Below are 13,506 nucleotides of genomic sequence, written 5' to 3'. Positions count from 1 at the left end.
TACTTTCTCGGCCGTGGGGCGCGGTGACCTGCGGCCGGATCAGAGACCGCTCAGTCCTTCTTCTTGCGCCCCTTGATCGCCTTCATCGCCATCTGCACGGCGATCACCACGAGGTATGCCGCGAAGAGCATGTTGCCCACGAGGGGGTCGATCAGGGTGGCGAGCCAGGCTCCGAGTGCGGTGGTCGTGCAGGCGGAGACGCCGACGATCGCCGCGGCGAGGAGGTCGACGTTGCGATTGCGGAGGTTGCCGATCGTGCCCGAGATCGCGGTGGGGATCATCATGAGCAGCGAGGTTCCCTTGGCCACGAGATCGCTCGTGCCGAATGCGAGCATCAGCACGGGCACCACGATCACTCCTCCGCCGACGCCGATCAGGCCGGCGAGTACGCCGGTGCCGACGCCGACCGCGAGCAGTGCGAGTCCGTTGAGCAGCTGCAGCTCGAACTCGGCGTCACGCGAGGGAACGACGAGGAACAGGCTGACGATCACGACCACGAGGAAGCCCACGAAGAACCAGCGCAGGACGGTCTGCGAGATCTTCGGCAGCAGTCGCGTGCCGATCTGCGCGCCGACGACCGCGCCTGCGGCGAGGATCAGTGCGGGGATCCAGGCCACCGAGCCGTTGATCGCGTACGAGATGACGCCGACCGTCGCCGTCGGGACGATCGCCGCGAGCGAGGTGCCGGCACCGAGCCGCTGATTGAAGTGCAGGAAGAGCACGAGGAGCGGGACGATGACCGTGCCGCCGCCGACACCGAAGAGGCCGGAGAGGAGGCCCGCGATCAGGCCGATTCCGATGAATGCCGTGTAGGCGCGAGGCCCTCTGCTCAGGGTCTCTGCGTCAGTCACCGGTTCAGCCTACTCCCGAGCATCCGACCGCGCTGACAGCCCGCACGCACGCCCTGGGACTGGGTGCCTAAGTGTGCGACACTGGATCGCATCAGACGGCGTCGTCGCCTCACCGGATCGAAGGAGATCTCATGGTGCGCAGTTCCTATCCCGATGTCGAGATCCCTGAGGTCTCGATCCACGAGTTCCTGTTCGGCGATGTCGAGGAGCACCGGCTCGACGCGGTCGCGATCGTCGACGGCGTCAGCGGCGCGACGACGACCTACCGTCAGCTGATCGGACAGATCGATCTGTTCGCCGGTGCCCTCGCCGCACGTGGCGTCGGAGTCGGCACCAAGGTCGCGGTCCTGTGCCCGAACGTCCCCGCATTCGCCACCGTGTTCCACGGCATCCTGCGCGCGGGAGCGACCGCGACGACCGTCAACTCCCTCTACACCCCCGAGGAGATCGCCAACCAGCTGACGGATGCCGAGGCCACCTGGCTCGTCACGGTATCCCCTCTTCTCCCCGGCGCGAAGGCCGCCGCAGCGACCCTCGGCTTCGACGACGACCACGTGATCGTCCTCGACGGCGCTGAAGGCCACCCGTCTCTGCCCGCGCTGCTCGGCGAAGGCCACTCTGCGCCCGAGGTGTCGTTCGACCCGGCGACGCACCTCGCCGTGCTCCCCTACTCCTCCGGCACGACAGGGCGCCCCAAGGGCGTCATGCTCACTCACCGCAATCTGATCGCGAACGTGAGCCAGTGCCGCTCGACGATCTCGCTCGGCGACGACGACCGCGTGCTCGCCGTGCTGCCGTTCTTCCACATCTACGGCATGACCGTGCTGTTGAACTTCGCGCTGCGGCAGCGCGCCGCGCTTGTCACGATGCCGAAGTTCGACCTCACCGACTTCCTCCGGGTGGTGCAGGAGCACCGCACGACCTGGGTCTTCATCGCCCCGCCGATCGCCGTCGCCCTCGCGAAGCATCCGCTGGTCGACCAGTACGACACCTCGGCGATCAAGGTGATCTTCTCCGGCGCCGCTCCGCTCGACGGTGCCCTGGCCTCGGCCGTCGCGAACCGCCTCGGATGCATCGTCTGCCAGGGCTATGGGATGACCGAGACGAGCCCCGTCACGCATGCGATCCCCTACGACCGCGCGGACATCGACCGCTCCTCGGTCGGGATGCTGCTGGCGAACACCGAGGCCAGGCTGGTCGCAGAGGACGGCAGTGACATCGAAGAGCCCGCGCAGGGCACCAGCGCGCCGGGCGAACTGCTGATCCGCGGCCCCCAGGTCATGAAGGGCTACCTGAACAGACCGGATGCCACGACCGAGATGCTCGACTCCGACGGATGGCTGCACACCGGCGACGTCGCGACCATCACGCACGACGGGATCTTCCGTATCGTCGATCGCCTCAAGGAGCTCATCAAGTACAAGGGATACCAGGTCGCTCCCGCCGTGCTCGAGGCTGTGCTGCTCGAGCATCCGTCCATCGCCGACGCCGCCGTGATCGGGGCGCTCGACGACGACGGCCAGGAGGTCCCGAAGGCGTTCGTGGTCCTGCAGTCGGGCGCCGAGCTCGACGCGGATGCGGTGATGACCCACGTCGCCGCGCATGTCGCCCCGCACGAGAAGGTGCGTCAGGTCGAGTTCATCGAGGCGATCCCGAAGTCCGCGTCGGGCAAGATCCTGCGCAAGGATCTGCGCGTCCGCTGATCGGCGTCGCCGAGTCGTAGCACTCCGACGACGAAGAAGCCCGTCGTCCCTTTCGGGGCGGCGGGCTTCTTCATGCGAGCGAGATGCTTACTCGGACTTCTTCTCGACAGCGTCCTCGGCGGCAGCCTCGGCTGCCTCGCCCTCGGCCTGCGACTCGGCACCGGCCTCGACGGTCTCGTCTGCCGGAGCCTCCTCGACGGGAGCCTCCTCAGCGGGAGCCTCCTCGACGACCTCGGCCGGCTTCTCAGCCTTGGCGGCCTTCTTGGTGGACTTCGCCTTGGGGGTGACGGGCTCGAGAACGAGCTCGATCACGGCCATGGGCGCGTTGTCGCCCTTGCGGTTGCCGACCTTCGTGATGCGGGTGTAGCCACCCTCACGGTCGGCGACCAGCGGTGCGATCTCGGCGAAAAGCGTGTGCACGACGCTCTTGTCGCCGATGACCGAGAGAACGCGACGACGAGCGTGCAGGTCTCCGCGCTTGGCGAAGGTGATCAGGCGCTCGGCGAGCGGACGCAGGCGCTTGGCCTTGGTCTCGGTCGTCTTGATCGACTTGTGGGTGTACAGAGCCGCCGCGAGGTTGGCAAGCAGCAGGCGCTCGTGTGCGGGGCCGCCTCCGAGGCGGGGACCCTTGGTGGGCTTGGGCATATCTAGCTCCTGGTCAGGAAAGGTCGGGTCAGCTGGCCTCTGCCAGATGACAATCCGGGTGGGTCAGAAGGACTCGTCTTCGCTGCCGCCGTAGAAGTGGGCGCCGTCGAAACCGGGCACCGAATCCTTGAGCGACAGACCGAGCGAGATGAGCTTGTCGCGCACCTCGTCGACCGACTTCTGGCCGAAATTGCGGATGTTCATGAGCTGCGTCTCCGAGAGGGCGACGAGCTCCGAAACAGTGTTGATGCCCTCACGCTTCAGGCAGTTGTACGAGCGGACCGACAGGTCGAGGTCCTCGATCGGCATCGACAGCTCGCTGGAGTTCACTGCCTCCACCGGTGCCGGACCGATCTCGATGCCCTCGGCCTCGACGTTCAGCTCGCGGGCGAGACCGAACAGCTCGGTGAGCGTCTTGGCAGCAGACGCGACGGCGTCGCGGGGGCTGATCGCGGACTTGGTCTCGACGTCGAGGACGAGCTTGTCGAAGTCGGTGCGCTCACCCGCACGGGTGGCGTCGACGCGGTAGCTGACCTTGAGGACCGGCGAGTAGATCGAGTCGATCGGGATCTGACCGGCCTCTGCGTACTCGTTGCGGTTCTGCGTCGCCGAGACGTAGCCACGGCCACGCTCGATGGTGAGCTCGAGCTCGAACTTCGCGGTCTCGTTGAGAGTCGCGATGACGAGCTCGGGGTTCTGGACCTCGACACCGGCCGGAGCCGAGATGTCAGCGGCGGTCACTTCGCCCGAACCGGTCTTGCGCAGGTACGCCGTGATCGGCTCGTCGCGCTCCGACGAGACGACGAGCTGCTTGATGTTGAGGATGATCTCGGTGACATCCTCCTTCACGCCGGGGATGGTGCTGAACTCGTGCAGCACGCCGTCGATGCGAACGCTGGTGACCGCGGCGCCGGGGATCGACGACAGCAGGCTGCGACGAAGCGCGTTGCCGATCGTGTAGCCGAAGCCGGGCTCCAGAGGCTCGATGATGAACCGGCTCCGGTTCTCGACGATCTTTTCCTCGGTCAGTGTGGGACGCTGTGCAATAAGCACTCTGTGTTCCTTTCGATCACATGCCCGCTATATGACATGTGGTGGGGTGAGGTCTTGAGTTTTTGTGAGTCGATGCCCGCTGGCGGGCGTCGAGCCGCTCGGGCCCTGAGGCACGAGCGGCTCGACGAGCCGGATCAGACGCGGCGACGCTTCGGCGGGCGGCAGCCGTTGTGCGCCTGCGGGGTGACGTCCTGGATCGAACCGACCTCGAGGCCGGCGGCCGTCAGCGAACGGATCGCGGTCTCGCGACCCGAGCCCGGTCCCTTGACGAAGACGTCGACCTTCTTGACGCCGTGCTCCTGCGCCTGGCGGGCGGCCGACTCGGCAGCCATGCCAGCGGCGTAGGGCGTCGACTTGCGCGAGCCCTTGAAGCCCACGCCACCCGACGAGGCCCAGCTGATGACAGCGCCGGACGGGTCGGTGATCGAGACGATGGTGTTGTTGAACGTCGACTTGATGTGGGCGTGGCCCAGCGCGATGTTCTTCTTTTCCTTGCGGCGCGGCTTGCGCGCGGCGGCCTTGGGTGCAGCCATGAAAGTATTCTCCTAGTCCCTGGGGGCCGCGCTTAGCGGGCCTTCTTCTTGCCTGCGACGGTGCGCTTCGGGCCCTTGCGGGTACGGGCGTTGGTCTTGGTGCGCTGACCACGGACCGGGAGGCCACGACGGTGGCGGATGCCCTCGTAGGAGCCGATCTCGACCTTGCGGCGGATGTCTGCGGCGACCTCGCGGCGCAGGTCACCCTCCACCTTGTAGGTACCTTCGATGTGGTCGCGGAGGGCGATCAGCTGGTCGTCGCTGAGGTCCTTCACGCGGATGCTCTCGTCGATCTCCGTCGCCTTGAGGATCTCGACCGAGCGGGTACGGCCGACGCCGTAGATGTAGGTAAGGGCGATCACCACGCGCTTGTCGCGCGGGATGTCAACGCCGGCAAGACGTGCCATGCGGTTCTCCTGAGTTTGGTAGAGGTGTGGAGCAGGATCGGTGCCCGGGCCTCTGTCCCGAGGTGTCCTCCACTCGCGTGGAATCTGATCCTGCCGTTGTGTGTGTTGAGTTGTGAGTCAGATCCGAAGAGTCCGTCGGCGTGGCCGACGGGGACTCAACCCTGGCGCTGCTTGTGGCGCGGGTTGCTCTTGCAGATCACCATGACGCGGCCGTGACGACGGATCACCTTGCAGTGATCGCAGATGGGCTTGACGCTGGGGTTGACCTTCATGATGTTTCCTGTTCGCTGTCTTCGTACCGCCCCGAGCTGGGGCAGGCCGTTACTTCTCGACCGATCAGCGGTAGCGGTAGACGATACGGCCGCGGGTGAGGTCGTAGGGGCTGAGCTCCACGACCACGCGGTCCTCGGGGATGATGCGGATGTAGTTCTGCCGCATCTTGCCTGAGATCGTTGCCAGGACCTTGTGTCCGTTGGAGAGCTCAACGCGGAACATCGCGTTGGGCAGAGCCTCGGAGATCACGCCCTCGATCTCGATGACACCGTCTTTCTTAGCCATAGCCTCGCTGACGCTTCTGCAGACCGGTCGATCTGCGGTGGTTGGTTGGATTGCGATACCTGTGCCGATTCAGACACGCCGAATCAAGGCGCAAGGCACCAAGGATCTATGTTATCCGACAACGGGAGTTCCGGCAACCTGAGCAGGGCGCCGGAACTCCCGTCGATGGACGTGAGTGGATCAACCGAGGATCTTGGCGAACTCGGTCGCGATCTCGCTGTTGTCGATGCGCGTGCCGTTGACCTCGACAGTCGGCGTTCCGGTGATCTCGTGCGCCTTCGTCTGCGAGTCGGCGAACTTCGTGTACGTGCCGTCCGCGATGCAGTCGGCGGCGGCTCCCGCGCCCGCCTGCTCGGCGAGGGCGCTGAGCTCCGCGACGCTGAGTCCGGCGGAGTTCTCCTCGGGCTGGTTCGCGAAGAGCAGGTTGAAGTAGTCCAGCGTCGCGTCAGGAGCCTCGGCGGCGACGCAGTACATGGAGCCGGCCGACAGGGACGAGAACTGGCCTGTCGTCGAATACCGGTTGAGGATCGATACCGGGTGGATGTTCAGCGTGATCTGGTTGTCGGCGGCCGCCGCCTGCAGCTGCTCGCCGTAAGCATCCTCGAACTGGCCGCACACGGGGCACATGAAGTCGACGTACGTATCGATCTCGTCCTCACCCGTACCGAACGAGATCGCGCCGGTCTCCTCGTTCACGATCGAGCTCTGCGGTGCAGTGCCGGGCGCAGTGGCCTGGTTGTTCAGGAACACGACGACGAAGGCGAGGACGGCCAGAACGACCACCACTGCCGCCGAGACGCCGATCACGAACCAGTTGGTGTTGCCTTTCGCGGCTGCCATGGTTTTCCGTTTCTGTCGAGGCCCACTCACGGTGGACCCGGCCTGAAGTCTGCGGGTGCATGCGCACCCATACACCCATTGTGCCCGGAGAAACCTATGTGCGCGTTGTGACGACGCTCTGCATCGCGGCGGATGTCACCGGGAGCATCCGTCGCATCAGGCGATCGGCGTCGGCGTCACACCGAAGGGCGCGAGCCCCGCCGCTCCCCCGTCGACCGCAGTGAGCACCCAGATCCCGCCCGCGTGCAGGGCGACGCTGTGCTCCCAGTGCGAGCCGTCGGTGCCGTCGACCGTCGAGACCGTCCAGTCGTCGTCTTCGACGAAGGTCTCGTCGCTGCCGGCGGTGACCATCGGCTCGATGGCGAGCACCAGCCCGGGCTTGACCTCGGCGCCGGGATCGGGCGTGCGGTAGTTGAAGACGCTCGGCGCCTCGTGCATCTTGCGGCCGATGCCGTGACCCACGTACTCACGGAGGATGCCGTACGTCTCTCCGGAGACCGCTGACGGGCCCTGTGCCTCGATGAAGCCCTGAATGGCTGCTCCGATGTCACCCAGGTGCGAGGCGGACGCCATGGCGGCGATCCCGGCCCACATCGACCCCTCCGTCACCCGCGAGAGCTCTTCGCGCTGGGCGACCAGCTCAGGGCGGCTGTCATCCGGCACCACGACGGTGATCGCGCTGTCGCCGTTCCAGCCCTGGTACTGCGCACCGCAGTCGATCGAGACGATGTCGCCCGCCTGCAGCACACGCTCACCGGGGATGCCGTGCACGACCTCCTCGTTGACCGAGATGCAGGTCGTGTGGCGGTAGCCGCGGACGAGCTGGAAGTTCGACTCCGCGCCGCGAGCAAGGATCACCCTGTTCGCCTCGGCGTCGAGCTCGAGGGTCGTGACGCCCGGTCGGATCAGCGGACGGACGGCTTCGAGGGCCGCCGCCGTGATGAGGCCGGGTTCGACCATCGCGCGCAGCTGCGCTGCGCTCTTGTAGATCGACTTGCGGAACATCGTGCGCAGATCAGGCTGCGAGGCGCAGACCGCGTGCGGTCAGCGCCGCGAAGACGCGCTCGGTGATCTCATCGAGGCTGCCGACCCCGTCGATGCGGTCGACGATGCCGCGGGGGCCGTAGACCTCGAGGATCGGAGCCGTCTCGTGCTCATAGATGTCCAGGCGATGCGCGATGGCCTCGTCGGTGTCGTCCGATCGCCCCTGCTCCGCAGCGCGGAGCTTGAGACGCTCGATGCTCTCCTCGCGAGGCACGTCGAGCAGAATGACCGCGTCGAGCGACTCGCCGCGCTCCGCCAGGAACGAATCGAGGTGCGCCACCTGGGCCGAGTTGCGGGGGTATCCGTCGAGCAGGAAGCCGTTCGCCGCGTCATCCTGCGACAGGCGATCGCGGACGATCTCGCTCGTCAGCTCGTCGGGGACCAGGTCGCCGCGGTCGAGGACAGCAGTGACCTGCTGGCCGAGCGGCGTACCCTCTTTGATGTTGGCCCGGAAGATGTCGCCGGTCGAGACGACCGGGATGCCGTAGGACTCGGCGATGCGGACGCCCTGGGTACCCTTGCCGGATCCCTGCGGTCCGACGATGAGGAGACGAGCTGATCGAGTCATCGGAGGAGCCCTTCGTAGTGACGCTGCTGCAGCTGCGCATCGATCTGCTTGACCGTCTCGAGACCGACACCCACGATGATGAGGATCGATGCGCCACCGAACGGGAAGTTCTGGTTGGCGCCGACGGTGGCGAGAGCGATCAGCGGGATCAGCGCGATCAGGCCGAGGTAGATCGAGCCGGGAAGCGTGATGCGCGTCAGCACGTAGTCGAGGTACTCGGCGGTCGGACGACCGGCACGGATGCCGGGGATGAACCCGCCGTACTTCTTCATGTTGTCGGCGACCTCGACAGGGTTGAACGTGATCGCGACGTAGAAGTAGGTGAACCCGATGATCAGCAGGAAGTACGCCGCCATGTAGACCGGGTGGTTTCCCGTGGTGAAGTTCGCGCTGATCCACGTGACCCACGCGGCCGGCTCGGAGCCGTCCTGCGGGGTGTTGAACTGCGCGATCAGTGCCGGGATGTACAGCAGCGACGACGCGAAGATCACGGGGATCACACCCGCCATGTTCACCTTGATCGGGATGTAGGTGTTCGTGCCGCCGTAGGTGCGGCGTCCGACCATGCGCTTGGCGTACTGCACCGGAATGCGCCGCTGCGACTGCTCGACGAACACGACGAGACCCATGACGATGATTCCGACCAGCAGCACCAGGAGGAAGACCTCGAAGCCCTTGCTCTCCCAGATGAGCCACATGGCGCCGGGGAAGGTCGCAGCGATCGACGTGAAGATCAGCAGCGACATGCCGTTGCCGATGCCGCGCTCGGTGACGAGCTCGGCGAACCACATGATGAGGCCCGTACCGGCTGTCATCGCCATGATGATGAGCAGCTGCGCCCACCAGACGTCGTTCGTTAGGAGGTTCTGGCAGGCGGCGACGTCGGTCGTGCCGAACAGCTGTCCGCTGCGGGCGACCGTCACGAGGGTCGTCGACTGCAGCAGTGCCAGCGCGATCGTCAGGTAGCGCGTGTACTGAGTGAGTCGAGCCTGCCCGGCCTGACCCTCCTTGTGCAGCGCCTCGAAGTGAGGGATGACGACCCGGAGGAGCTGGGTGATGATCGTCGCGGTGATGTACGGCATGACGCCGAGCGCGAAGATCGAGAGCTGGAGGAGCGCGCCACCGGAGAAGAGGTTGACGAGCCCGAGGAGTCCCTCCGTGCCTGAGTTCTGAGCGAGGCACTCCTCGACGTTCGGGAAGTTCACGAACGGAGCAGGGACATTCGAGCCAAGCCGGTAGATGGCGACGATGGCGAGGGTGAAACCGATCTTCCGACGCAGGTCGGGCGTGCGGAAGATCCGCGCGATGGCGCTAAACAAGGACGTCCTCCTGAAAAGGTTGCCGATCCCTGAGGGACGGCTGAAAGAACAGGCTAACCCATAAGAGGGGCCGGAGAATCTCCGACCCCTCTCATGAAGTGGTTACTTGACGGATCCGCCGGCCGCCACGATCTTCTGCTCGGCAGAGCCCGAGACCTTGTCGACCGCGACGGTGAGCTTCACGGCGATGTCGCCGTCTCCGAGAACCTTGACCTTCTCGTTCTTGCGAACGGCACCCTTGGCGACCAGGTCGCTGATGGTGACGTCGCCACCCTTGGGGTACAGCTCCGCGAGCTTCTCCAGGTTCACGACCTGGTACTCCACGCGGAACGGGTTCTTGAACCCGCGCAGCTTCGGGGTGCGCATGTGCAGAGGCATCTGCCCACCCTCGAAGCCGACGCGAACGGTGTTGCGAGCCTTCGTACCCTTGGTACCGCGACCCGCGGTCTTGCCCTTGGAACCCTCACCGCGACCGACACGGGTCTTCGCGGTGTTGGATCCGGGGACCGGACGCAGGTGATGCACCTTGAGCACGCCGGGGCGGGATGCCGGAGCATCCTTCTTCGGCGCAGCCTTCTTTGCAGCCGGCTTCTTGACGGCGTCGGCCTTGGCCTCGGTCGCCTTCGCCGGTGCCTTCTTGGCGGCGGGCTTCTTCTCGGCTGCGGCCTTGGGAGCGGCAGCCTTCTTCGGGGCCTTCTCAGCCTCGACGGCTTCGTTCTTCTCAGCCATTAGTCGATCTCCTCAACCTTGACGAGGTGGGCGACGGTCTTGACGTAACCGCGCGTCTGCGCGTCGTCGGGGCGAACGGTGCTGTCACCGATGCGCTTCAGACCGAGGCTGCGCAGCGTGTCACGCTGGTTCTGCTTCTCGCTCACCTTGGACTTGACCTGCGTGACCTTCAGGCGCGCAGCCATCAGGCACCTACCTTCTGTGCGGCGATGGCGTCAGCCTCCGCACGGACGAGACGCGCGGGTGCGACCTGGTCGAACTCGAGGCCACGACGTGCGGCGACCGCACGGGGCTCCTCGAGCTGCTTCAGAGCCGTCACCGTCGCGTGCACGATGTTGATCGTGTTCGACGAGCCGAGCGACTTCGACAGCACGTCGTGGATACCGGCGCACTCGAGCACGGCGCGGACGGGACCACCGGCGATGACACCGGTACCGGCAGCGGCCGGACGGAGCAGGACGACGCCTGCTGCGGCCTCACCCTGCACGGGGTGCGGGATGGTGCTTCCGACGCGCGGAACGCGGAAGAAGTTGCGCTTGGCCTCTTCGACACCCTTCGAGATCGCCAGAGGGACCTCGCGAGCCTTGCCGTAGCCGACGCCCACCAGACCGTTGCCGTCACCGACGACCACGAGAGCGGTGAAGCTGAAGCGACGACCACCCTTCACGACCTTCGAGACGCGGTTGATGGTGACCACGCGCTCGAGGAACTGGTTGTCCCCACGGTCGCGGGAGTTGCGGTCACGGCCACCCTGGTTGCGGTCACCACGACCACCGCCGCGGCGGTTGTCGCGCTGAGACGGCTCTGCCTGCGTGGTGCCGGCAGCAGTCTCGGAAGTGGCAGCTGCCGCTTCGGTCACTTCGTTCTCCTTGTTGTCACTCACAGTGCCAGACCCCCTTCGCGGGCGCCGTCGGCGATGGCGGCGACACGACCTGCGTAGCGGTTGCCGCCACGGTCGAACACTGCCTCGGAAACGCCGGCAGCCTTCGCGCGCTCGGCGAGAAGCTCGCCGACCTTGCGGGCCTTGGCGGTCTTGTCACCCTCGAGCGAGCGCAGGTCGGTCTCGAGCGTCGAAGCCGACGCCACGGTGTGACCCTTGCTGTCGTCGACAAGCTGCACGAAGACGTGGCGAGCCGAACGGTTGACGACGAGGCGCGGACGCACCTCGGTGCCGACGACCTTCTTGCGAAGGCGGGCGTGACGACGCGCGCGGGCGTCAGACTTTGACTTGAGAGCCATGGTTACTTACCACTCTTTCCGGCCTTGCGACGCACGATCTCGCCGGCGTAGCGCACGCCCTTGCCCTTGTACGGCTCGGGCTTGCGGATCTTGCGGATGTTCGCAGCTGCCTCGCCGACAGCCTGCTTGTCGATACCACTGACCGTGAGCTTGTTGTTGCCCTCGACCGTCAGCGTGATACCGGCGGGCGGGTCGATGAGGACCGGGTGCGAGAAGCCCAGGGCGAACTCGACCGAGCTGCCCTTCTGAGCGACGCGGTAACCGGTTCCGACAACCTCGAGACCCTTGGTGTAGCCCTGGGTCACGCCGATGATGTTGTTGTTGATGAGCGTGCGGGTCAGGCCGTGAAGCGACCGGGACTCGCGCTCGTCGTCGGGGCGGGTGACGAGAACCTGGTTCTCCTCGACCGCGACCTCGATGGGCTTTGCGACCGTCAGGGTGAGCTCACCCTTGGGGCCCTTCACCGCGACCTCACGGCCGTCGACCGAGATGGTCACGCCCGCGGGAACGTCGATGGGAAGTCGTCCAATACGCGACATTTTCGATTACCACACGTAGGCGAGAACTTCTCCGCCCACGCCCTTCTGCTCTGCCTGACGGTCGGTGAGAAGACCGGAGGAGGTGGACAGGATGGCCACGCCGAGGCCGCCGAGGACCCTGGGGAGCTCGGTGGACTTCGCGTACACGCGGAGGCCGGGCTTCGAGACGCGCTTGATGCCCGCGATCGAACGCTCGCGGTTGGGGCCGTACTTCAGCTGAAGGGTGAGGTTCGAGCCGACGCGAGCGTCAGTCGTCTCCCATCCGGCGATGTAGCCCTCCTGCTGGAGGATCTCGGCGATGTGCGTCTTGAGCTTGCTCGACGGCAGGGTCACGGAATCGTGGTGCGCCGAGTTCGCGTTACGCAGACGGGTCAGCAGATCTGCGACCGGGTCTGTCATTGTCATTGTTGTTTTCCTTTGTTCATGAGGTTCCGGCTGCCGTTACACGACAGACGGCCTGCGATGACACGCAATCTTCAATTGTACGGGATCGGGCGGGGCGCTGTGCGCCCCGCCCGAAACCGCTTACGCCTTGGCGTCTTCCGTACGGAAGGGGAAGCCGAGGTGACGCAGAAGTGCGCGACCTTCGTCGTCCGTCTTCGCGGTGGTGACGACAGTGATGTCGAAACCGCGAACGCGGTCGATCTTGTCCTGATCGATCTCGTGGAACACGCTCTGCTCCTGGAGACCGAAGGTGTAGTTGCCGTTGCCGTCGAACTGCTTGGCCGACAGACCGCGGAAGTCGCGGATGCGGGGCAGAGCGAGCGAGACGAGGCGGTCCAGGAACTCCCACGCACGGTCACCACGGAGGGTGACGTGTGCGCCGATGGCCTGGCCCTCACGCAGCTTGAACTGCGCGATCGACTTGCGTGCCTTCGTGACGAGCGGCTTCTGACCGGTGATCTTGGTGAGATCGTCGATCGCGCCGTCGATCACCTTGCTGTCACGGGCCGCTTCACCGACACCGGTGTTCACGACGACCTTGACCAGACCAGGGATCTGCATCACGTTGGTGTAGCCGAACTCATCCTGCAGCTTCTGCTGGATCTCGGCCTTGTACTTCGCCTTCAGGCGGGGCTGGATCTTGCCAGCCACCGCAGCGTCGGTGGTTGCCATCAGAGGTCCTTACCTGACTTCTTCGCGTACCGCACACGGACGGTGCGCTTGACGCCGTCCTTGGTCTGCTCCTCGACCCGGTGGCCGACCTTGGTCGGCTTCTTGGTCGAGGGGTCGACGACTGCGACGTTCGAGATGTGGATGGAGGCCTCGACAGTCTCGAGGCCGCCCGTCTTGGTGCCACGCTGCGTCTGACCGACGCGCGTGTGCTTGGTGACGTAGTTCACGCCTTCGACGATGATGCGGTTCTTGTCGGCCAGGATCTCGAGGACCTTGCCCTGCTTGCCGCGATCTCCGCCACGCTCCTGCGTCGCTCCGGTGATGACCTGAACCAGGTCGCCCTTCTTGATCTTCGCCATGAC

20 protein-coding genes are annotated in these 13,506 nt (G+C 65.7%); 1 reads left to right on the top strand and 19 read right to left on the bottom strand.

The features are described from left to right. Positions 1–50 precede the first annotated feature (50 nt). Positions 51–851 (bottom strand): sulfite exporter TauE/SafE family protein, encoded by an 801-nt coding sequence (locus ACQ4LY_RS10050; RefSeq protein ID WP_431071075.1) that lies wholly within the window; start codon positions 849–851, stop codon positions 51–53. A 131-nt stretch (positions 852–982) separates the two neighbouring features. Between ACQ4LY_RS10050 and ACQ4LY_RS10045 the strand changes: the two genes are divergently transcribed. Then, positions 983–2,554, top strand: a complete 1,572-nt coding sequence (locus tag ACQ4LY_RS10045; protein ID WP_431071073.1) for an AMP-binding protein — start codon at positions 983–985, stop codon at positions 2,552–2,554. Positions 2,555–2,641: 87 nt separating this feature from the next. Here the strand turns inward: ACQ4LY_RS10045 and rplQ are convergent, their stop codons facing one another. The 18 genes from rplQ to rplX all read right to left on the bottom strand — a co-directional run bounded on the left by rplQ (position 2,642) and on the right by rplX (position 13,503). Continuing rightward, a complete protein-coding gene (rplQ, locus tag ACQ4LY_RS10040) occupies positions 2,642–3,199 on the bottom strand; it encodes a 50S ribosomal protein L17 (RefSeq protein WP_053097470.1) in 558 nt (185 codons plus the stop codon). Positions 3,200–3,262: 63 nt separating this feature from the next. Next, on the bottom strand, positions 3,263–4,252 hold the full coding sequence (locus tag ACQ4LY_RS10035; protein ID WP_042538798.1) for a DNA-directed RNA polymerase subunit alpha: 990 nt from the start codon (positions 4,250–4,252) through the stop codon (positions 3,263–3,265). A 134-nt stretch (positions 4,253–4,386) separates the two neighbouring features. Continuing rightward, entirely contained in the window at positions 4,387–4,785 is a 399-nt protein-coding gene (rpsK, locus tag ACQ4LY_RS10030) for a 30S ribosomal protein S11 (RefSeq protein WP_045253826.1), read from the bottom strand. Positions 4,786–4,817: 32 nt separating this feature from the next. Then, the gene (rpsM, locus tag ACQ4LY_RS10025) at positions 4,818–5,192 is read right to left on the bottom strand and encodes a 30S ribosomal protein S13 (RefSeq protein WP_056312854.1); all 375 of its coding nucleotides are present in this window, start codon (positions 5,190–5,192) and stop codon (positions 4,818–4,820) included. A gap of 155 nt (positions 5,193–5,347) precedes the next feature. After that, on the bottom strand, positions 5,348–5,464 hold the full coding sequence (rpmJ, locus tag ACQ4LY_RS10020; protein ID WP_005050492.1) for a 50S ribosomal protein L36: 117 nt from the start codon (positions 5,462–5,464) through the stop codon (positions 5,348–5,350). 64 nt (positions 5,465–5,528) lie between these two features. Continuing rightward, the gene (gene infA / locus ACQ4LY_RS10015) at positions 5,529–5,750 is read right to left on the bottom strand and encodes a translation initiation factor IF-1 (RefSeq protein ID WP_017201569.1); all 222 of its coding nucleotides are present in this window, start codon (positions 5,748–5,750) and stop codon (positions 5,529–5,531) included. A gap of 180 nt (positions 5,751–5,930) precedes the next feature. After that, on the bottom strand, positions 5,931–6,590 hold the full coding sequence (locus ACQ4LY_RS10010; protein ID WP_431071068.1) for a DsbA family protein: 660 nt from the start codon (positions 6,588–6,590) through the stop codon (positions 5,931–5,933). 156 nt (positions 6,591–6,746) lie between these two features. After that, positions 6,747–7,595, bottom strand: coding sequence for a type I methionyl aminopeptidase (map, locus tag ACQ4LY_RS10005; RefSeq protein ID WP_431071066.1), 849 nt, complete (start codon positions 7,593–7,595; stop codon positions 6,747–6,749). 10 nt (positions 7,596–7,605) lie between these two features. Next, the gene (locus tag ACQ4LY_RS10000; RefSeq protein WP_431071064.1) at positions 7,606–8,202 is read right to left on the bottom strand and encodes an adenylate kinase; all 597 of its coding nucleotides are present in this window, start codon (positions 8,200–8,202) and stop codon (positions 7,606–7,608) included. Then, entirely contained in the window at positions 8,199–9,521 is a 1,323-nt protein-coding gene (gene secY / locus ACQ4LY_RS09995) for a preprotein translocase subunit SecY (protein WP_056312861.1), read from the bottom strand. Before secY ends, ACQ4LY_RS10000 begins: the two co-directional genes overlap by 4 nt. Before the next feature lie 102 nt (positions 9,522–9,623). Continuing rightward, positions 9,624–10,250 (bottom strand): 50S ribosomal protein L15, encoded by a 627-nt coding sequence (gene rplO, locus ACQ4LY_RS09990; RefSeq protein WP_431071062.1) that lies wholly within the window; start codon positions 10,248–10,250, stop codon positions 9,624–9,626. Then, the gene (gene rpmD, locus ACQ4LY_RS09985; protein ID WP_042538783.1) at positions 10,250–10,435 is read right to left on the bottom strand and encodes a 50S ribosomal protein L30; all 186 of its coding nucleotides are present in this window, start codon (positions 10,433–10,435) and stop codon (positions 10,250–10,252) included. Before rpmD ends, rplO begins: the two co-directional genes overlap by 1 nt. Then, complete coding sequence (gene rpsE / locus ACQ4LY_RS09980) at positions 10,435–11,133, bottom strand: 30S ribosomal protein S5 (protein ID WP_056514163.1); 699 nt, start codon at positions 11,131–11,133, stop codon at positions 10,435–10,437. Before rpsE ends, rpmD begins: the two co-directional genes overlap by 1 nt. Then, on the bottom strand, positions 11,130–11,489 hold the full coding sequence (rplR, locus tag ACQ4LY_RS09975) for a 50S ribosomal protein L18 (RefSeq protein WP_029260926.1): 360 nt from the start codon (positions 11,487–11,489) through the stop codon (positions 11,130–11,132). The genes rpsE and rplR overlap by 4 nt, the downstream gene beginning before the upstream one ends. A gap of 2 nt (positions 11,490–11,491) precedes the next feature. Next, positions 11,492–12,028: a 50S ribosomal protein L6 gene (gene rplF, locus ACQ4LY_RS09970; RefSeq protein WP_431071059.1), complete on the bottom strand. Its 537-nt coding sequence runs from the start codon at positions 12,026–12,028 to the stop codon at positions 11,492–11,494. 6 nt (positions 12,029–12,034) lie between these two features. Beyond that, positions 12,035–12,433 carry a 30S ribosomal protein S8 gene (gene rpsH, locus ACQ4LY_RS09965; protein WP_045253835.1) on the bottom strand — a complete coding sequence of 133 codons (399 nt, stop codon included), beginning with the start codon at positions 12,431–12,433 and terminating at the stop codon, positions 12,035–12,037. 120 nt (positions 12,434–12,553) lie between these two features. After that, positions 12,554–13,144: a 50S ribosomal protein L5 gene (rplE, locus tag ACQ4LY_RS09960; RefSeq protein ID WP_210098739.1), complete on the bottom strand. Its 591-nt coding sequence runs from the start codon at positions 13,142–13,144 to the stop codon at positions 12,554–12,556. Next, positions 13,144–13,503, bottom strand: a complete 360-nt coding sequence (rplX, locus tag ACQ4LY_RS09955; RefSeq protein ID WP_056514171.1) for a 50S ribosomal protein L24 — start codon at positions 13,501–13,503, stop codon at positions 13,144–13,146. The genes rplE and rplX overlap by 1 nt, the downstream gene beginning before the upstream one ends. Positions 13,504–13,506: the final 3 nt, after the last annotated feature.

This window comes from Microbacterium phyllosphaerae (assembly GCF_050628115.1).
GTDB lineage: Bacteria > Actinomycetota > Actinomycetes > Actinomycetales > Microbacteriaceae > Microbacterium > Microbacterium phyllosphaerae_A.
Note: the sequence above shows the minus strand (reverse complement) of the source record. Positions and strands in the feature narration are given on the sequence as shown.